Here is a 19611-nt window from a genome sequence, read left to right on the forward strand (position 1 = left end):
AAGGCTTAAAAATAATGCTTACGAATATAACGGATAAAAGCGGTCAATAGTTGATTCAGGGTTAATTTCTTTTCCGTTTATTAAGTATTCGGCGAGTTGTTTTGAAAAGTAAGGAGCTAGCGAAACACCCTTAGTGCCAAGACCATTGAAGATGATAATATTTGAATGCTTGGGGTGTTTTCCAAGTATCGGCCTTCTATCTTCTACGGCAGGTCTTACCCCCGCTGATTGTGCTATAATTGTTGGTTCTGGAATTAGAAAGTTTTTAGATTTTTCTAAGATTTCATCTTTGGCTTTTTCGGTGATTTCAAAATTGAGATTATCCCAGTCATAGGTAGAGCCCATTTTATACTTATTGTCTCCTAAAGGCATGAGCCATGCACCTTGATTTATGATTTCAGTGATGTTAACTTCATGTGTTAAAGTGACGTCTAAGGTTTCACCTTTTACTGGGTTAAAAGGAAGCCAGTTGAAAAGTGGGTTGTCTTTTACATGGTAACCCTCACAGAAAATGATATTCTTATACTTAACTGATTTGTATTCAATGTATTCCTTTTTGATACTTAGTTCTGTGTGATCAAAATTTTCGAAATGAATAATCTGTTTTTTATTGAAATATTCGGCAGATTTTTCTAGAAATAATGGTACATCAAGCCTTCCACTTTTTGATGTTAGAATACCACCTAAAGGAGCTTTAATAGTTCTGGTTTTGCTTTCACTTACAGGTATATCTTGAAGAATGCTTTCTAGGTCTTTTGAGACAATGGCCTTAATGAATTGATTCTTTTGATTTTCGTTTTTATAGGGCCTAAATAATGGTATTTTATGAAGTATTTTGGTGTTTAGTGAAATCTCTAAATCTTGGTAAAATGTATGGAGGTAATCATAGGTTTCTTCTAATAGCCATGTTCTGGCAAGTCGCTTTCCTGTAACAGGATTAAACATGCCGCCAGCCACTTTAGAGCTACTGGGTAAATCCTGGTTTTGAATAATTTTAACAGATTTTCCTTTTTGGAGAAATTGATGAGCTAAGCAAGTACCCGCTAGGCCCTGGCCAATAATTAGGTAATCAGCCTCCACTTTACTTAGCATTTTTTGACATGGTAAGTTCCGCCATGATACAGACCATTTCTATCTGCTCATCCAAAGTCATGTGTGATGTATCTACCACTTGAGCGTCTTCTACCTGAATAAGTGGGCTTTCTTTTCTGGTGGTGTCTATCTTATCTCGTTTTTCTATATTGGCAATAATGTCTTCAAAACTTAGCATTTCACCTTTTGCCATGAGTTCTATTTGGCGTCTTTGAGCCCTAATAGTAGGGTCGGCAGTCATGAAAACTTTAAGTTCCGCATCAGGGAAAACTACAGAGGCTATATCTCTTCCATCCATAACCACACCCCTTTTCTGACCCATTTTTCTTTGTTGGTTTACCAGAGCTTCGCGTACCTCAGCTATGGCACTTACCTCACTTACTTTATTCGCCACGTAAAGCTTTCTTATTTCATTTTCCACATTTAGGCCATTCAGGTGTACTTGATTTTCACCAAACTTATTTCTCCTAAACTCTATATTGATTTCACTCAGAGCTTGCTTGATGTCACTTTGGTCAGAAAGAGAGACATGTTTTTCGTGAAAGTATAAGGTCACTGCCCTGTACATGGCTCCTGTGTCAATATAGGCATAGCCCAAACTGGCTGCCACGCCTTTGGCAGTTGTTGATTTTCCGCAGCTAGAATAGCCGTCAATAGCTATGATGATTTTGTCCATTCCGATTTATTTTTTCAAAAATAAGTGGATACTACTTAACAGCCTAATAAAAGAAAAACCACCTCCGTTTGGAGGTGGTTTAATATAAATGCTAGATAGTGCTTATTTAGCAGCTACTAGATTAATGCTTAATTGGATATCGTTAGAAATAACCATTTCTTTAACAGGAACGTCAAAAGAAACATCATACTTCTTACGGTCAAAAGTTAGGTTACCTTTAATGTTAGTAACATCTCCAACAGTCACTATTTCTACATCTTCTACTGTTTCTTCGTTAGTAACACCTCTTACAGTAAGGTTACCAGTTACGGTAGTTCCAGCAACACCAGTGATTTCAAAACTTGCACTTGGGAATTCTTCAACATTGAAAAAATCAGGAGAAGATAAGTGTCCTACTAATTTTTCTTTTGTGCTGTTTTCATCATAAACAGTATCCGTAGGTACAATTGTAGTTAAATCTACTACAAAGTTACCACCTGAAACTGCTCCGTCAGTGATATCAACAGAACCTTCTGTAATAGTTACATTACCAGTATGTTCTTTAACCCCAAGCATTACGCCTGTCCACTCCACTGTACTTGCAGCTAAGTCTAAGTTTAAAGTTCCGTCTTCAAGCATTGCAGATTCAGCTTCTTCGGTTTCTGTAGATTCAGAGGCAGAAGAACAAGATTGGAAAGATAGAGCGGCAACAAATGCAAGCCCTAAAAGAGTAATTTTTTTCATTTTCGTTTGATTTAATTTTTTTTGTATGTTCTTACATACAATTGGGTAAACAACTTAAAACTAAAAAAGTTTATTGTTCTATCATTTATTTTATTTCGTTAAGTATAAAGCTCAATATTTCTTGGTGATTAACAGGTGAAAACCATTTGAAAGTATCTTGATTTCTAAACCAGGTGAGCTGCCTTTTGGCGTAACGCCTTGAGTTTCTTTTAATTAGTTCTTTCATGGTTTCCTCGGTAATGTCGCCATCGAGGAATTCAAATACTTCTTTATAGCCAACTGTCTGAAGTGCATTTTGATCCCTGAATTCTATTACTTTTTTAACCTCTTCCAAAAGTCCTGCGGCTAACATCAAATCTACACGATGGTTTATTCTTTGATAAAGCTCCTCGCGTGGACGTTCTAAGGCTATTTTGATAATTTTAAATGGTCTTTCGTTAGTCTTTTGGTTTTGCCAAGAAGAAAAGGGTTTGCCTGTAAACTTTGAAACTTCTAAGGCCCTAATGATTCTTTGAGCATTTGAAAGGTCTGCTTTTTGACAATAGTCGGGGTCCAATTCTTTCAGTTCTCTAACTAAACTTTCTAAACCATCCGTTTCTAAACTATTTTTTAGTTCCTCTCTTAGGCTGGCAGGTGTATTTGGGATGTTATCAAAACCATGGGTAATGGCCTTGGCAAATAAGCCAGAACCGCCTGTCATAATAGCTACCTCTTTTTCTTGAAAATAAGCATTGAGTTTTTCTAATGCCTCTTTTTCAAAGTCGGCAACGGTATAGTTTTGGTCTATGTGGAGGTTGTTGATAAAGTGATGCGGAACTTGGGCTAGCTCCTCCGCTGTTGGTTTAGCGGTGCCAATACTTATCTCTTTATAGAACTGTCTGGAGTCGCAAGAGAATATTTCGGCATCTAGTTTTTTGGCTAAGTCTAGGCATAAATTTGTCTTTCCTACGGCTGTAGGACCAACTATCAAAACTAAATATTTCTGTTTTTTCAATGACCAAAGGTGTAAATTACCGTCACAAAAATAGCTAAATGCATTTTTAATTTTTATATTATAACATGGAGTCCTTACTATTTATATTAGCTCTGGCAATAGGAGCAATAGCCACTTGGCAGATTTTTGCTTGGCGTTACAGTGTTAACAAAAGAAAGAAAAGAGAACTTATAGAAACGGAGTCAAATATCCTTTTGGAGCGAATTGAAAAGGTTTTTAAGGTGATATTGGCCGAAGGCTATTTCTCTGAAATATATGACCACAGCCACAAAAAAGACTTCTGGGGTCTTTTCGAAACGCATAAAAAGGCTTTAATAGTGGCTAAAGCCAAAGTGTCTATTGGTTTTGATTTTTCAAAAATGACCTGGCGACTAGAAGAAGGAAAAAAGAAAATAGTGATTGAAAATTTCCCCCAAGCCGAGGTATTGTCTATTGACCCGCAATACAAATTCTACGATATCAATCAAGGTATGATGAGTAGGTTTAAGCCGGAAGATTATACTAAGATTATTGGCGAAGCCAAAGACCTCATGAAAGAGAGGGCTTTAGAAAGCGACCTGCCTGCTTCTGCCAACAAGCAAATAAGCGTAATTATAAAACAACTGGCCAACTCTATGGACTGGGAGCTAGATATTACGGAAGCAAAAGAAACTAAAACCAAAGGTTTAAAAGAGACCATTAAGGGGTACTTGAAGGTTTGATTCTTTGCTAAAAGGAGTTGGGCTTCCTCAGCAGGCTGATGGCTAAATCAAATAATCTAAAACAACCACAGTGCCGGCTCCATTTTCTAAATCTTGTATGGTTAAGCTAATTTTTGAATTACCCTGTTCATTAAAAAGCTCTAGCCTTTTTTTAGTTATTTCAGAGCCCATAGATATTCTTGCGGAATTTTGATTCTGTTTAGCTTTGGCAGACTCTTTTCTACCTATTCCATTGTCTTTAATAATTATTTGGAGGTGAGCGTCGTTTGGCTCATTAATAGTTAATCTTATGTGCTTGTTCTCCTTTTTACTTGGCCGCAAGCCGTGCCAAATAGCGTTTTCTACAATAGGCTGTAAAAGCATAGGAGGGAAGTCTAAATCTAAGGCATCATTCGAAGCCTTATTAATGATTTTGAAATCAATAGCGGCGTCCAGTCGGTCGGCTTCGGAATCTACATATTGCTGAAGGGTGTCTAGCTCTTCTGCCAAAGTGATTATTTGCTTCTGAGTTTGCTGCAAAATGGTTCTTACCAGTTTAGAAAACCGAGATAAATAGGTGATAGCTTTTTCGTTTTCATTTTTTAACACAAGATTCCTGATGCTGTTGAGGCTATTAAAAACAAAATGTGGATTCATCTGACTCCGAAGAGCCAGCATCTCGGTTTCTATAATTTTCCTTTCTGCTTTTAGGGCATTTTCTGAGTCAAGTTTTTGCCGAACCGCCATAGCAAAAGAGAAGACTATAACTTCAAATAATACAGCTAAGGGTAAAGAAAACATGTGATTAAGAATTCCTTCACCCCAGTTTTGACTAGCCGTCAAATCTTTTAACCAAGCACACAAGGCAAAGAAAAATAGCATAGCATTTCCTATCAAAATGTATTTAACCAGAGGGCCTTCTATTCTTCTGTACGTATAAACTAGAAACCAGAAATAAAATACTATTAGGGGTATTTTGTTGTATACAATTAAGTCGCTGTAGTAGTTGTTATTGGTAAGTAGTAGAAAAATAAATTGTAGAATACTGAACACCCAAATCACAAGAACCGACTTATTAACAAATTTATACCATTTAGGTTTTTTGGAGCGAATTAATAATAGAGAAATAGCAAATTTGAAGTAAAAACCGACTCCTAGCCAAAAGAAAAGTTCTTGACCGTATTTCTTAATATATGGGAAGTTTTGAATGCCTTGTCCTATGAAAGTATATCCTCTGCTTTGGATAAGTGAATAAGCCAAGGCACAAAAAACATAAAGAAAGTAGTACCTGTTTATCAAAGATTTTGGACTCTTTAACATAAAGAAAAGAGCCACAAAAGTTATTAAAATAAGAGCACCTTGATAGATATTCCGAAGCTGGACTTCTTTAATGTTATGTTCGTAATATCCTCTTAAAGTCTGGTTTAGTTTGTTTTCGGAGCCTACTGATAATTTCGCTATAACCGGTTTTTGAGGAAGAGGGTTATACTTTCCCAAATAACCATAAACAGGTTTGATTTGTATGTAAATCTGAAGGGTTTCTTGAGGTTTTATTTTAGTTGTGATGTAGTCAATTTTTTGCAGGTCGGTTTGTGCGGAGTTATATTTTAATTGACCACTTATAAACTCCTGTTTATTCCCGTTGGCTTCTATTTTAAATAAGTGAACTTCGTCGTTTAGCCAATCCCTAAAGTAAAGAGTCTGCTCCTCTGGGCTGTTGTTTTTTATAGGGAGATATAGCCAAATAGCTGACTTGCCCGAACTTGCTGTTTTATAAGCATCCAGAATTTGCCATTTTGTATCAGATGAACGAATTTCCTCTAGGCTTGTGTCTTGGTTTTGCTCTGTAAAAAGTGCTGTTCCTCTTATATTTTGTTTGCTAAAATCACTGCTTAATAGTAGGGTGTCTCCTATTTGTGCATCGGCAGTTGTAGGAAAGGCTATGAGTAGGCTAAATAGAATAAGTGTTCTCCTTAAATAGGAGGTTATAGTTTTCGCTATGCTTTTTTTGTGTTTCAAGTTCTAAATATATATAATTTTTATGCGTGGAATTTTTGAAAATCCTCTTTAAGCTGTCTGAGGGCCTATTTAGTAGGAGTTTGAAGCTATGGGAAGAACCATTCACAAAGAAAAAATGACCATCGATTTAGTCTTGGATACCAGTGGTTTATTAAAGAAATGTTTCCATGTTTCTTAGCTTAAATTTGATTGAATTTTTAAACTGTTAATCAAATAAGTCATGAGAAATTATAAACATAAGAATAGTCTAGTTCAAAGCATTCTGGTATTAATAGTGGCCGCTGTAGCTGTCTCCTGTAGTTCTTCTGAGGTTCCAGAACCAGAAATCCTAGATGAGCTTTTTTCAATAGAGGCAAAGAAGTTTAGAGTAAGTAAAACGGTCTATTACAATCCTGAAGGCGAGGAAGTGAGAACGGTGACTGATACTGCTTTTTACGATATGGATACATTAATAAATGGGCAAGTTTGGTATGGTCAAGTAGGAGGTACTCAAGTTTTTAGGAATGGTGATGATGGATTTTATACATATCTTAAACCCCTAGATATAATTTATCTGGTCTATAAATACCCTGCTACTTCGGAAGAATATTATGCTACCAAAAGCTTTCAAGGAGCCTCATATCAAAATGATGGGCCAAATCCTTTTAATGTGACGGATTATAATATGCTAGTGGTTAGTACCAAGGCCACCGCTGATATGAAGTTTACTGACCAGAGTTATGATGGACTTATTCATTATAAAAAAGAAGAACATACTGTTAGTACTAACGGGTTTATTTCACCAGCAGAGTGGTTTATAAAACCGGGCTTAGGTACAGTCTGTTTTAAAGCATATTTTGACGAAGGATTTCAGAATTTACAAGTATATTCAGAAACTCTATTGTTTCTCTAACTGAGAAGTTCTTCAATTACGGTCTCTTTTCTGTACCTAGAAAGAGGAATTTGTACGTCGTCGCTCATAAGTATATAACCTTTAGCTTTTACCAAATGCCGCATCTCTTCTTTATTAATAAGGTAAGAATTATGAGTCCGAATAAATGGCTTTTGACTTAGTGTGTCTTCTATTTGCTTAAAGGGCACTGTAGCCAGTATTTGACTGCCATCATTTAATTTAAGAATCGTGTAATTCCCTTCGGCTTTGCACCATATTATATCTGCAATATTCAAAAACACATAGCCGGCTCTTGAAGGGAGTGAAATTCTATTGAATTCTTGAGTGCCATTAGCCATGGCATCTATGAGATTATTGAAAAGGACTTGTTTTTCTTTCAAGGCTCTTTTATCTATCACGCTTTCTACAGCATTTTTTAGCTCCTCTAAGTCTACAGGCTTTTGTAAATAATCTAGTGCAGAAAACTTAATAGCTCTAATAGCATAGCTATCAAATGCAGTAATAAATATTACTTCAAAATCGAAAGGTTTAAGTTTCGATAAAAGCTCAAAACCATTGAAGCCAGGCATTTGAACGTCTAAAAATACCAAGTCTACAGTGTTATTCTTTAAAAAAGGTAATGCTTCACTAGGATCAATGAAAATTGCCTTTATTTCAATTTCGGGAAGGTGCTTTTCAATGAAATATTGAAGCGTTTCATTGCAGTGCTTTTCATCATCTATTAAAACGGCTTGTATTTTACTCATTTAAGGAGTCCCTTCTTTTCTTAGCCTCTCGCCAAGTAGTTAATATAATATTGTTATCGTCAAGATACTTTTTAAAAGCAGGATCCATCATTGCCAGCATGTCTCCTTTTCTCGTTGGGCCAGAGCCAGATATCTCTGGAAAAACCTCCGTAGTCCAGGTGCAGTGCATTATTACCATGGTAAGACCGGGCTTTAATTCAGCTATTGTCTTAATGTATCGCTCTGTTTTATAAGCTTGTAATTCCGCATCGCCCATTTTCTCATTGGCTTTCCAGCCGTAAGATACGTTATGAAGATCGTCGAGTACTGGCAATTTGGCATCCCATAGTTGTTTTCCTATGGTGTTGGTGACTTCTTGTGTAAGCCCTGCGGTGGCGGCAGTTTTGGAAATCATGGTATTGTGCCCACCAGGAAACATTACAGGTATTCCTTCTTCCATACCTACTTTTAAATATCGCATTAAAAAATCTCTTGTGGCAAATAGTGTACCCATGTGAGAGTCTAAATGAGTAGGCTCCCAACCCATAGTGCGGCTTCTTTCTAACTGTGCTCTTATCTCCGTTTCTATTTCGTCTGGGCTAGCATTCATGGCTGTAGCCATTACAGAAGGCCATATGGCCCCTTCTTTATCCACCAGACCAGGTACCGCAGGCTTGCCTGATAAAGGTCCCCATCTATAATCACCAAATTCAGATGTCAGGGTTAGGTGTAAGCCTGCATCGGTGTCTGGGTTTTTCTCTAAATATTTAAAGAAACCAGGAATCCATGGGCAGGGCATCATCATGCTTAAGGAGTTGGCTACGCCCTCTTCCATGGCTTTTATGGTCCCAAGGTTTGAGTCATAGCTCATTCCGACGTCATCTATATGCAAGATAAGTACTTTACTGCCTTTAGGGTAGCCTAGTTTTTCGGCGTAGGTTTCTTGGCAATGTGCATACAAAGTGCTGACTAAGAAAAATAGTGTAATAAGGTATTTCATTGTTGATGGGTTGAAAGTTATTTGAAAAAACAATTAGTTAGATGTTAACCTTTAGATTGATTACTGAACTAATGGCTAAAAGTACCATTAAAGATAAGCAATCATGAAAAATAAAATTAAGGGAGTCTTGATTTTAGCTATTTTAAGTTCCACATCATTAGTTCATGCTCAGATATTTAGTGCCGAAAGACTGCTGAAAAGAGCCAAAGACAGAGTCAATAACAGGACTGAGCAAAAGGTAAATGATAAAGTAGATGGCGGTGTAGACAAGGTATTGGATGGAATCTTTAAAAAAGTAGACGAACCCATTTCTAAAAAAGAAAAACCTGATGAGCCAGGAAAAACACCTGAGACACAGACCGCAGATTTATTGGGAGGCCTTTTTGGAAGTTTGGGTACAGCCCCAAATCCTTTGCCAACTTATTCTTTCCAAACTTCTTATGTGATGGAAGTAAAAGTAAAGGATAAAAAGGAAGTTACGGAAATGGTCACGAAGTACTTCTTTGATAAGAACGGCGAAAATGTTGGCTCTAAGGTGCTTTCTATGTCTAGCGGTAAGAAGCTTGACAAAGAAGCCCAGGCAATCGACTTTATGGTGATGGATACCAAAAATAATGGTATGTATTCTTTCATGAATATGAATGGAAAGAAAAGTATGATTGGGGTTTCACTAGGAAAAGAAACCCAAGAAGACATTCAAAACTTAGTGAATGAAGGTGACCAGCAAGGGAGTTTTGTAAGAACCAATGAAACGCTCACAATAGCGGGAAGAAACACCTATGCCTACGTAATGACTGATGAGAATGGTACGGTAAGTAAAACATGGATAAGTGACAAACCAGTGCCGGAGGTGGCTGCATACTATAAAACCTTTCAAAAAATGATGCAGAATGACAAAGCCTCAAAAGCCAATACTTATGGAGGAAATGCTGAAATGAATAAGTTGGTCATGGAAGGAAGAGCCGTTTTAGGCATGGATAGTAAAGACAAAAAAGGAGCGGAAACTCAGCTTAGGATTACCGAAATAAATGCCAACGATAATTTCACTTTTAACACGGCAGGTTACGATAACATGATGGACATAGGAAAAATCATGAGCGATGCTCAAAATCAAAATAATTAAAAAATAGAAAATGAAAAAAATAATAATTACCAGTCTTAGTGCATTTGTATTAATCGCTTGTCAATCTGGAAGTGACTCAGAAACTCTTTCTGAGAAAATAGAGGAACAAGTAAAGGCCAAAGGCGAAGTTTGTGATTACCTCAAAGATGAAGATGTGAAGGAGGTTTATGGTCTTTCTGATTCTCATGAAATTAGGAGAAATGAAAATTATGGTATTTGTAATTTGAATTGGAAAAAAGACCCTTCTTCTGATGACGCGTCGGTGTATTATTCTGTAAGTATGAATTTTAGTACCTTGGAGGCTACCACAAAAGAGGAGGCAAAAGAAGGTTTTGACATGATTATTTCTAGAATGACGGGTGGAATGAAAATAAGCAATGAAAGCATTCAAGAAAAAGCGAAGGAAATGGGAGTGGATATGGATTTGTCAGAAACGCTCAAAGATGGCGTGACTATACAAGGGCAATCTTTCACAGAAATAGCTGGTGTAGGTGATAAAGCTATGTGGAGTGCAAGAACTACGCAGTTAACTATTTTGAAAGGAACGGAGGTTTTCTTTGTGAATACGCACTGCGGAGGTGATAAAGTGGAAGCTCTTGAAAAAGCGAAGGCAATGGCTATAAAAGTAGCGGCTATGTTATAGTCAATTTAGGTATGAAAATTATAACAGAGGAGCTTGGCATTTTGTCGAGCTCCTTTGCTTTTTGAGAGCTTTCTATGCAATAGATATTTTGCCTAAAAGCATTTAAATGTTTTGGGAGTTTATGTTTACTTTTAGGCTAGCAGAAACACTAATATTTGAAGCAAATAGATTTACTGAAGTCTGGAGACCAACTAGCCCTAAAGGCTTTTTATGGAGAACATAAGTCTGCTTTCCTGTTTTTCGGGAATAGGTATGATTTAGACCGAGAGGAATTAATTGATGTTTATCAAGATGCCTGTATTGTGCTTTTTGAGAAGCTTAAAGCTGGAAAACTAGAAGATGTAAACAGCAGTTTAAAAACCTATTTGTTTGGTATTGGTAAGAATTTAATATTCAAACGATTTAAACAAAAAGCAAAAGTCGTTGATTTGGATACTGTGGAAATTACCAGTTTTGAAGACCCATTTAAGGACGATGAAACCTTGGAAGAAAAACGAATGAGAGCGGCTTTTGTTAAACTTGGGGGGCAGTGTCAAGAGGTTTTACGGCTATTTTATTATGAAGAGAAAAGTCTGGATGAAATAGTGTCAATACTGACTTACAAAGACAAAAATGTTTTAAAAAGCCAAAAGTCGAGGTGTTTGAAACAGCTAAAAGATTTGGTGAAACAAAATGGATAAAGACGACGAAATAATAAAAAAAGCGATTGTAAGAAATGAGCGGCTAAAGCTCAAAAAATTACTAGCGGAAGAAGATGAGCTCGCAGAACCCAAGAAACCATGGTGGCCGTATGCCACGGCTGCTGCGGTTCTTTGCATAGCGGCTTTTTCTTATTGGATGCTTAATGAAACCGAAACTCAGGCAGACCTTTATGCTGCCTATTATCAAAAATACCCTAATGTAGTTTCTCCATTGACACGAAGTGAAGAGTCCGCTACAGAAAAAGAAAAGCTATACCAAGACTATGAAAAAGGGGATTACGCTTTGGCCATTTCAGGCTTAGAAGCCTTGGATTCAGATACTGCGTCTTTTTATTTAGCATTAACTTACTTGGAAACCCAAGACTATCAAAAAGCGGAATCAATGCTGGATTCTCAGGCTTTTTCTGGTTCTGCTTTTGAGTTATACGTTAAATGGTATAGAGCGTTAGCCTTGCTTAAAATGGAGCAAGAAAATGAAGCGATACTTTTGTTAAATGAACTAAAGACAAAAGACTTTCCTCTTGCTGAAAATGTTCAACTTCTTCTAAAAGATCTTAAGGCAAAATAGCCTATAGGTAAAAGAAGCAGTAAAAGCCACCAATAGTTATTTATTTCTAAGTCTACAGGAGAATTATCGCCAACGGTCACAAAACCAGCCCAATAAAAAGGATGCTGCTTTAAAGGATTTTCTTTGATAAACTGCTTTTTAGCATTGCTCAGGGCTATGTTTTTGGCTTCTCCATTTTTGATGTTTTGATAAAAATGTTTCATCAGTTCTGCGGTTTCGGTATCAGGGATTCGCCATAAACTATGCACTACAGACTCCACTCCGGCGTAAGTCATAGCTCTAGATAAACTCATCAATCCTTCACCTACTAGCTCTTGTCCTACCCCCGTATTACATGCACTTAAAGTCACCATGCTAGCAGGGAAGTTTAGGTTATAGAGCTCTTTAAATTTTAGTTCTTCGTCATTAGAAAAAACTAACGATGACGACTCAAAGTCTGTACTGTCTAAATGAGCATGCATAGCTAAATGATAGGCCTTGTATTTGCCTAAAGAAGCCAGAAAGTTCTTTTTTGAGGCATTGCTATTTAATAATTGACTGGTAGCAGTGATTTGTTTTATGTTTTCAATCTCGACTACATTTTTAGGGATGTTAAGGTATTTGCTGTTTGAATAATCAGGAGCAACACTTAATAAACCTGTGGCTTTTTTATGACTTTTGTGTTGTAAAAATTGAATACCGTGAGCGTAACTTATTTGATGTTCTAGACCAATTGGAACTCCCTTTGATACCAAAGTTTCAAAAGGTAATTCTTGTAAAAAACTTTCCGGAATTATGATGATTTCATCTTTCAAGTCTTCTTTAATTGGGCCTATTAATTTCTTGAAAAGGTAGGCGGAGGTCTCTTCCCATGAAGCATCTAAACTACGAAGTTGGTCAATGTACGTGTTAATATCCTGGACCAAGCTGTCTTTATTGGCAAGGTGATAAATCTCCACATTCTCTTTGCTCAAATAAGTGGCAAAGACTTCGTTTTCTGTTACAAAATACCTCAGTATGGACTGCTTATTTTTTAGGTTTCCCAAAATACTTTTGACGGAAAATTCGCGATAACTGTTTCGGCTAAAGCCTTTGTTTTTTTGGGAAATTCTTTGCTCTGTAATCGCAATACTATCTTTTAGAGAAGCTTCCTCTGGTGCCTTATCTTTAAGGTTTGCTAGCTTAATTTGGAGCCTGTTTTTTTCTTCTAGAAGGTTTTCTGGCAAATTCAGGTTTTCAATGTTCTTATTCAGAAATGAGTTCCAGAGGTGCTGTGAAGAGCCATTTTCTACTTTTTCAAGTACTTCAAGTATTTGCTCTTGATTATAATTCGAAGCTTTTATATTAAAAAGAACTTCTTCATTTATGGTTTTATGGGTTTCGTCTAGCGGGAAATTGAAGGTGCCCTTTTCGTAATAAATTAAAAACATTTTGAGCGACAGCTGAGAGAGAGCTAAAGCAGTTTCTTGCTGTTCTTTATTCTCACCAGCAGACTTTCTATATACCGCAGATGCCGAATTTAAAATATACATCCACCTACTAGAAATGGAATTATTGATATCATCCAAGCTAAGATTTTTGAGCTTGATTTTTTTGCCTAAAAAACCTTCAATAGCGTCTTTTACCATGCTTTGTACCTCACTCGCATTTTCGGGCTCTGCCATTAATTTGGCTTCTGTAAGTTTCAGTATCAGGTAACTTATGTCATTACTGTCAAAGTCTTTTTCTGCTAAACTTTTTCGAGTGTAAGTTAGCATTAAGTCTGGCATGTCTTGGGCAAAATATAGCGATGCATAATTAGAAAGAGCCTTCATTCTGTTATGGTCGGTCTCTGCCAATTCCAGCATTTTATCAAAATATGCTTTGGCTTCGTCAAAATGCTTTTCGTTTAACATGCCGTACCCCATGCTGTCAAAGGCATACAGATAATGGTCAAAATAGCTGTCGACTTTATGTTTTTGATGCCATTCGGTAAATTCAGCTAAGAGATTTTGGTACACTTCTTTGTCTGGTCGTAAAACCAAAAAGTATGCTTTGGAATAGTAAAACTTGTATCCAAAAATATGAAGTTGTTCTTCTGTAATATCAAATTCATCAGAGCGTAAGCGAGCAAAATATTCTTCAAAATTGTTAAGAATTCGGCTACCATTCTCCCAGTCGCCGTATTCTTGCATGTTTTGAAGTAGGTTCATGAATGATGAAACCATAGCATCAGGCTCATCTTTTTGGTGGTATTTCCAAAGTAACTCATGAGCTCTGGTATTGTAGGCCTTGCTCTTATGCTCTATGTCTATTTGCCAGTAAGCAAAACCAGCCTCACCCAAAATAGACGGAAGTAAAATGTCAGATTCATCTCCATTTTTATCAAGAATTTCAATGGCCGTATTATGGTTGTCAATACTTCCATTGAAATCCTGATTATGATAAAGCGTATAGCCTTTTAGGTAATGGTAAAGAGCTTGACTTTTTGGAGAGCCCAACTCTTTTTTGTCAGCAAGCTGGTACTTTTCGAAGTAATAATTAGCACTGTCATAACCGAAATTATCGGCTAAATAAGTAATTCTGGGTTCTAAATATTTGAAAAGACTATCTGTGGCATTTGATTCATCCTTTAAGATTTCTGTAGCTTCATGAAGACTCATTTGAGCTAGAGAATCACTGTCTGTACTTAAAGTCTCATACTTGAGGTACAAATCATATGCTTTAATTAAATGCTCAGAAGGCTCTTCTATGACTTCTTTGGGTTTCTGTTTTGAGCAGGAAAGAAGTACAAAAATCAAAAAGAACCCAATTCTCATTTCTCTAAAATAGTTTCATGAATAGTCTTGAAAAGTGAGTATTCATCTGTGGTATCACAGCTTAGTTCCCAAACCATCACACCACCTAGCTTTTTGTCCATCGCTAGTTTGGTTTTGTTGGCAATGGTAATGGTACCGTTATAGTAATGCCCATTCCAGTAGTCGTCATAATGACTGGCTCCTGCTTCTAGCAGTTGTTTGTACGTAAATCCGAAATTTCCATGTCCTTTCTTAGCATAAAAAGGCAAGCCCAATACACACTTTTCGGCAGGTAAGTTACGCTCATTTAACCAAAAGTCAATACAGATAACTGCCATAGAATAAGGCGAGTGATGCTTTAACTCTTTTGGGCCATAGTCTCCGTCATAAACCATAATATTTAGCCAGTCCATGTACGGATAAACTTCCTCTTTGATGCCGTAGGCTTGTTTTCCTTTAGAAACTACGGCCGCAGTCAATTTTCCACCTCTTTTATGTAAGGCCGTATAGAGGTCTTTACATAATAAAATATAATCATCTGCAGAGCGGTGGTCAGGGTCAGGGTATTCCCAGTCTAAATCAACGCCATCTAAATTATATTTTTCTACAAAATCCATCGTAGAGTTAATGAAAGTGGCTCTTCCTTTTGGGGTTTCAGCCATTCGGTGAAATCTTCCATCTTCTCCACCACCATCACCAATTCCCCAGCCACCTACAGAAATAAATACCTCTACTCCGTTTTCATGAGCCAGAGGGACTAGTTCTTTTAAGATGCTGTCATCTTTAAGCGGAATTAAAGTATCACCCGTTTTTGCTGGAATAGCAAAAGAATAATTTAGGTGCGTAATGTTTTCAAAAGGAATAGCAGACGGGGGCGTGTTTGGAGTATAATAGGCTACCGTTTTAAAATCTTTTTGAGCGAAAACTAAGGAAGATATTAGTAATAAGCTTATTAGGCTAAATAGGTTTTTCTTTGTCATTTTAAATAATTGATTGAATTCCAATTTACAGAAAAATAGCGGCTCATTTAAGTTTTGCAGAAAGTCTGGTCAAATAGTAAAAATCTGTCTTGAATCCTTTATAATTGAAAGAAATGGCATCTTAATTGATGATATTTGTGTGAATAATAAACGCCCAACTAGTGCAGAAATTTGTTTTCTTCGTTTTAGTACTTTTTACTTTTTCTTGTGATACGGATTCTTCAAATGACGTAAAGGCTATGAGCTTTTTAGGTACATGGGAGATTGATGAAGTTAACTTTAAGATAGATGGCAATACGTATCCTGCCAGTACCTCAAAACTTTATCAGGCAAATATTAGTCAGTTGGTCTGGGATTTTGAAAATGAACAAATTCTGAAGGAGCAGCAAAATTCTAAAACATTTAGCCATAATTATGCTTTTAATGAAAAGGATGGCAGTATTACCATTAGCGGGAATAAGCTATTTACAGAACTTTATTACCTTCGTTTCTCAGAGGAAAACCTGGAGGTTAGCTCTACTGAGGTAAGTAATTTGGGCTTTGATTACTCGCATAATTCCCAAGAAGGTAATCTTATACAAGATGCCGTTTTTATGCTAGAAGGTCAGCTGGCTGAAAGTGAAATTAGAAATGCTCAAACCTTACAAAAGGTTTATGTTTTCTCAAAAATAGATTAAGCTTTAAAACTATTCAGCTAAGAGCTCTAACACTTTTTCTATCGGTCTTCCTATCACTGCTTTGTTTCCTTTAACTATTATCGGGCGTTCTATTAACTTAGGAAACTTCACCATAGCTGCTATCCATTCTGTTTCTGATAGTTCTTTCCCTTTAAAGTTTTCTTTAAATGCAGATTCTCCTTTTCTAACTAGGTCTTTCGCCCGCATATTTAGTTTAGCAAGCAAGGCTGTTAATTCGGCTTCTGTTAAAGGATTCTTTAAATATTCTACCGTTTCAAAATCAACCCCTTTTTCTTTTAATAGGTTATAGCCGTCTCTACTTTTAGAGCATCTACTGTTGTGATATATTTTCATAGTTCTTTTCTAAGGCTTAATTCTGTCAAATCTTACATTCTCTCCGGAACGTCAATTCCCAATAACTTCATACCATTTTTCAATGTTTGAGCTACTTGCTGAATCAAGGCTAATCTAAAATCTCTTTTAGCCAAATCAGTTTCATTCATAACACTTAGTTCGCCGTAGAAAGAGTTGAAAGTTTTCGCTAAATCATAACAGTAGTTTGCCACTACGGAAGGTGCGAAATCTGCTGCGGCCTTGTCCACACTGTTTTTGTATTCACCTAATAAATAAACCAAATCAGTTTCAATACTTGCCATTTCTACGGCCTCTATCTTGGTAGGAGTGCTAATGCCCTCCGATGCCGCCTTTCTTAAAATAGATTTGATTCTGGCATGTGTGTACTGAATAAAAGGACCTGTGTTTCCTTGAAAGTCAATAGACTCGGCAGGGTTAAACTGCATTCTTTTCTTGGGTTCTACTTTTAGTAAGAAATACTTTAAAGCACCTAGAGCCAGCATTTCAAAGAGTTCTTCTTTTTCACTATCTGTAAAGCTATCTACTTTTCCTTTTTCTTCGGTAGAAGCCTTGGCGGTTGCTATCATTTCAGCCACTAAGTCATCGGCATCTACCACAGTTCCTTCTCTTGATTTCATTTTGCCAGTAGGCAAATCCACCATGCCGTAGCTTAGGTGATAACAGCCATCAGCGTATTTTCTGCCTAGCTTTTTCAGAATAGCAAAAAGCACCTTGAAATGGTAGTCTTGCTCATTTCCTACTACCCAAATGGCTTTTTCTGAGCCGTAATCTTTAAACTTAAGTTCTGTGGTTCCTAAATCTTGTGTGATATAAACGGAGGTTCCGTCACCTCTAAGCACCAACTTCTCGTCCATGCCCTCCTCGGTCAAATCTATCCACACAGAATTGTCTTCTTTTTTGAAGAAAACACCTTTTTCTAGTCCTTCGTCTACAATGTCTTTTCCTAATACATAGGTGTCAGACTCGTAATAAGTTTTGTCAAAACTCACCCCGATTTTCTTATAGGTAGCATTAAAACCATCATAAACCCAAGTGTTCATTTTTTTCCAAAGTGCCACCACTTCACTGTCTCCAGCTTCCCATTTTAAAAGCATGGCTTGTGCCTCTTTCATAAGAGGAGCGTTCTTTTTTGCATCATCTTCAGATTGACCAGCGGCTATTAAATCAGCTATTTCTGCTTTATATGCCTTGTCAAAAGCCACATAGTATTTCCCAGCCAAATGGTCACCTTTGATGCCTGCACTTTCTGGGGTTTCTCCATTACCAAATAACTGGTAGGCTATCATGGATTTGCAGATGTGTATTCCTCTGTCGTTTACCAAGCACACTTTGCTTACATCATAACCATTGGTTTTGAGTATTTCAGAAACAGAAGCACCTAAGAAGTTATTTCTTAAATGTCCTAAGTGAAGCGGTTTATTGGTGTTTGGCGAAGAGAATTCTACTAAAACAGAGGCATTTTTGTTTTCAAAATCTCCGTTGTCTGCTAGTTGAGAATTGAAAAGGTCAGACCAAATGCTCTCAGCCAATACTAAATTTAAAAAACCTTGAACTACATTGAAACCAGCTATAATAGTTGAGTTTTCTACCAAATAGTTTCCTAGTTGTTCGCCTATTTCTACGGGCTTTTTCCTAAGCTTTTTGACCAAAGGAAAAACCACAAAAGTATAAGTACCTTCAAAGTCTTTTCTGGTAGGCTGAAGTATAACCTCGCCTTCTTCTTCAAAAAGTGTTTTTAAAGCCTTAGAAATGTCGTTTTGAAGCTGCTGCTCAATGTTCATAGTACACGGTTTGGAAAATGAACCGCAAAATTAAAACTTTTAAGGAGAGAATAGTAGGCTGGAGGTTTTAAGACTGATATTTTTGCGGCTTTTAAATCCCAAAAAAGTAAAATGAAACAATTTATCTACACAGTTCTTGCTTTTAGCTTATTGATTTCTTGCAGTAAAACCACGGATGACGCAATAGAGCCAAATTCAGATGTAAAGGCCACTTTTGCAGTTCAAACCCTAACGGATTTTGAAGGGATTGAGGGTTTTGATGTTACCGGAATTAGGTCAATGGTTTTTGACTCAAAGGATAATCTTTATTTCACTACGGATGGTTCTATCAATGTTTTTAAAATGACTCCAGACGGAAGCATGAGCACTTTGCCATATTCTTCCAATGAGATTTTTAAATACGATAGCCCTAGCAGGCTTTTCTTAGGGGCAAATGATGAACTCTGTATTACAGGACTTTATCAAAAATCAGATGTGCTGTATTTTTCATACAAAGAAGGTGGAGAAATAGAGGCAGTACCAAATCCCTTTGCAGGACCTGATGATTTTTATTCACTTATTTCCTTTATGACTAGCGACGCTGATGGAAATAATATTCTTGGTTATAATACAAGTGTTTACAGGCAAAATGGCGATGAATGGGTAGAGATAGCTCAGGAAGTGGAGCTTAACGGACATGGCTTAGAAGGAAATATTTTTTCTACAGGTGGAGGTAGAAGCTATTATAAATTAACTGGTTTTGAAGGTATATTTAATGACGCAGTTTTGGCCTACTTAGACACTGATTTTCAAAAGCATTATATTCAATCTGATAGCTTTTATCCTGGAGATGAAACCACTTATGATTATGGAGATGGCACTGTTCCCAATGTTTTTGTGGGTAACGTAAGCGTATTGACTTCAGATAAACAAGGAAATTTTTATTTCTTAGATGAATACAAATTAACAGGAAGAGTAAGGCTGAGAAGGCTGTCTTTAGATGGTAAACTTAGCACCTTGGCTGGAGGCGTGCTAGCTGACAGTAATACGGACGGAATTGGTTCTGACGCTTCCTTTATTTATGCTTTTACCATGGCTATAAATAGCAAAGGCGAGATTTATATAGGAACCTCAGATGGTTTAAGATTAGCCACAGAATCAACTTCTAATTGATTGTTTCGGCGATTTTAAGCTATAAGCGACAAACAGAAATATATAAATTACGGA

The 19611-nt window shown here is 36.8% G+C and carries 19 protein-coding genes; 8 read left to right on the forward strand and 11 right to left on the reverse strand.

All coding sequences use genetic code 11. The features are described 5' to 3' along the window. Positions 1-18: 18 nt before the first annotated feature. The 4 genes from AADJ06_RS12940 to miaA all read right to left on the reverse strand — a co-directional run bounded on the left by AADJ06_RS12940 (position 19) and on the right by miaA (position 3485). A complete protein-coding gene (locus tag AADJ06_RS12940; protein ID WP_341226885.1) occupies positions 19-1092 on the reverse strand; it encodes an FAD-dependent oxidoreductase in 1074 nt (357 codons plus the stop codon). After that, complete coding sequence (gene cmk / locus AADJ06_RS12945) at positions 1082-1768, reverse strand: (d)CMP kinase (RefSeq protein WP_341226886.1); 687 nt, start codon at positions 1766-1768, stop codon at positions 1082-1084. Before cmk ends, AADJ06_RS12940 begins: the two co-directional genes overlap by 11 nt. Positions 1769-1870: 102 nt before the next feature. Further along, entirely contained in the window at positions 1871-2491 is a 621-nt protein-coding gene (locus tag AADJ06_RS12950; protein WP_341226887.1) for a YceI family protein, read from the reverse strand. An 85-nt stretch (positions 2492-2576) separates the two neighbouring features. Beyond that, complete coding sequence (miaA, locus tag AADJ06_RS12955) at positions 2577-3485, reverse strand: tRNA (adenosine(37)-N6)-dimethylallyltransferase MiaA (RefSeq protein WP_341226888.1); 909 nt, start codon at positions 3483-3485, stop codon at positions 2577-2579. A gap of 65 nt (positions 3486-3550) precedes the next feature. Between miaA and AADJ06_RS12960 the strand changes: the two genes are divergently transcribed. After that, positions 3551-4186: a DUF4230 domain-containing protein gene (locus tag AADJ06_RS12960; RefSeq protein WP_341226889.1), complete on the forward strand. Its 636-nt coding sequence runs from the start codon at positions 3551-3553 to the stop codon at positions 4184-4186. Positions 4187-4228: 42 nt separating this feature from the next. Here the strand turns inward: AADJ06_RS12960 and AADJ06_RS12965 are convergent, their stop codons facing one another. Next, the gene (locus AADJ06_RS12965; RefSeq protein ID WP_341226890.1) at positions 4229-6184 is read right to left on the reverse strand and encodes a histidine kinase; all 1956 of its coding nucleotides are present in this window, start codon (positions 6182-6184) and stop codon (positions 4229-4231) included. Positions 6185-6404: 220 nt separating this feature from the next. Between AADJ06_RS12965 and AADJ06_RS12970 the strand changes: the two genes are divergently transcribed. Beyond that, positions 6405-7076, forward strand: a complete 672-nt coding sequence (locus AADJ06_RS12970; RefSeq protein ID WP_341226891.1) for a hypothetical protein — start codon at positions 6405-6407, stop codon at positions 7074-7076. Here the strand turns inward: AADJ06_RS12970 and AADJ06_RS12975 are convergent. Together AADJ06_RS12975 and AADJ06_RS12980 are read right to left on the reverse strand one after the other, a co-directional pair. Next, positions 7073-7822 (reverse strand): LytTR family DNA-binding domain-containing protein, encoded by a 750-nt coding sequence (locus tag AADJ06_RS12975; RefSeq protein WP_341226892.1) that lies wholly within the window; start codon positions 7820-7822, stop codon positions 7073-7075. The two genes, AADJ06_RS12970 and AADJ06_RS12975, sit on opposite strands and share 4 nt — an antisense overlap. Next, positions 7815-8801 carry a polysaccharide deacetylase family protein gene (locus tag AADJ06_RS12980; RefSeq protein ID WP_341226893.1) on the reverse strand — a complete coding sequence of 329 codons (987 nt, stop codon included), beginning with the start codon at positions 8799-8801 and terminating at the stop codon, positions 7815-7817. Before AADJ06_RS12980 ends, AADJ06_RS12975 begins: the two co-directional genes overlap by 8 nt. A gap of 103 nt (positions 8802-8904) precedes the next feature. Between AADJ06_RS12980 and AADJ06_RS12985 the strand changes: the two genes are divergently transcribed. The 4 genes from AADJ06_RS12985 (at position 8905) to AADJ06_RS13000 (ending at position 11836) form a co-directional block, all read left to right on the forward strand. Then, on the forward strand, positions 8905-9924 hold the full coding sequence (locus AADJ06_RS12985) for a hypothetical protein (protein WP_341226894.1): 1020 nt from the start codon (positions 8905-8907) through the stop codon (positions 9922-9924). Positions 9925-9934: 10 nt separating this feature from the next. Continuing rightward, entirely contained in the window at positions 9935-10567 is a 633-nt protein-coding gene (locus AADJ06_RS12990; protein ID WP_341226895.1) for a hypothetical protein, read from the forward strand. Positions 10568-10722: 155 nt separating this feature from the next. Continuing rightward, the gene (locus AADJ06_RS12995; protein WP_341226896.1) at positions 10723-11247 is read left to right on the forward strand and encodes a sigma-70 family RNA polymerase sigma factor; all 525 of its coding nucleotides are present in this window, start codon (positions 10723-10725) and stop codon (positions 11245-11247) included. Beyond that, the gene (locus AADJ06_RS13000) at positions 11240-11836 is read left to right on the forward strand and encodes a hypothetical protein (protein ID WP_341226897.1); all 597 of its coding nucleotides are present in this window, start codon (positions 11240-11242) and stop codon (positions 11834-11836) included. Before AADJ06_RS12995 ends, AADJ06_RS13000 begins: the two co-directional genes overlap by 8 nt. Here AADJ06_RS13000 and AADJ06_RS13005 read toward each other — a convergent pair. Further along, entirely contained in the window at positions 11803-14613 is a 2811-nt protein-coding gene (locus tag AADJ06_RS13005; RefSeq protein WP_341226898.1) for a CHAT domain-containing protein, read from the reverse strand. The genes AADJ06_RS13000 and AADJ06_RS13005 overlap by 34 nt on opposite strands. Further along, positions 14610-15572 carry a glycosyl hydrolase family 18 protein gene (locus AADJ06_RS13010; protein ID WP_341226899.1) on the reverse strand — a complete coding sequence of 321 codons (963 nt, stop codon included), beginning with the start codon at positions 15570-15572 and terminating at the stop codon, positions 14610-14612. The genes AADJ06_RS13005 and AADJ06_RS13010 overlap by 4 nt, the downstream gene beginning before the upstream one ends. Before the next feature lie 161 nt (positions 15573-15733). Between AADJ06_RS13010 and AADJ06_RS13015 the strand changes: the two genes are divergently transcribed. Continuing rightward, on the forward strand, positions 15734-16249 hold the full coding sequence (locus tag AADJ06_RS13015) for a hypothetical protein (protein ID WP_341226900.1): 516 nt from the start codon (positions 15734-15736) through the stop codon (positions 16247-16249). Positions 16250-16258: 9 nt separating this feature from the next. Here the strand turns inward: AADJ06_RS13015 and arsC are convergent, their stop codons facing one another. After that, the gene (gene arsC / locus AADJ06_RS13020) at positions 16259-16603 is read right to left on the reverse strand and encodes an arsenate reductase (glutaredoxin) (protein WP_341226901.1); all 345 of its coding nucleotides are present in this window, start codon (positions 16601-16603) and stop codon (positions 16259-16261) included. A 32-nt stretch (positions 16604-16635) separates the two neighbouring features. Beyond that, positions 16636-18405, reverse strand: coding sequence for an arginine--tRNA ligase (gene argS, locus AADJ06_RS13025; RefSeq protein ID WP_341226902.1), 1770 nt, complete (start codon positions 18403-18405; stop codon positions 16636-16638). Positions 18406-18516: 111 nt separating this feature from the next. Between argS and AADJ06_RS13030 the strand changes: the two genes are divergently transcribed. Beyond that, positions 18517-19557, forward strand: coding sequence for a hypothetical protein (locus AADJ06_RS13030; RefSeq protein WP_341226903.1), 1041 nt, complete (start codon positions 18517-18519; stop codon positions 19555-19557). The last annotated feature ends 54 nt before the right edge of the window (positions 19558-19611 follow it).

The organism is uncultured Arcticibacterium sp., assembly GCF_964021845.1.
Taxonomy (GTDB): domain Bacteria; phylum Bacteroidota; class Bacteroidia; order Cytophagales; family Spirosomataceae; genus Arcticibacterium.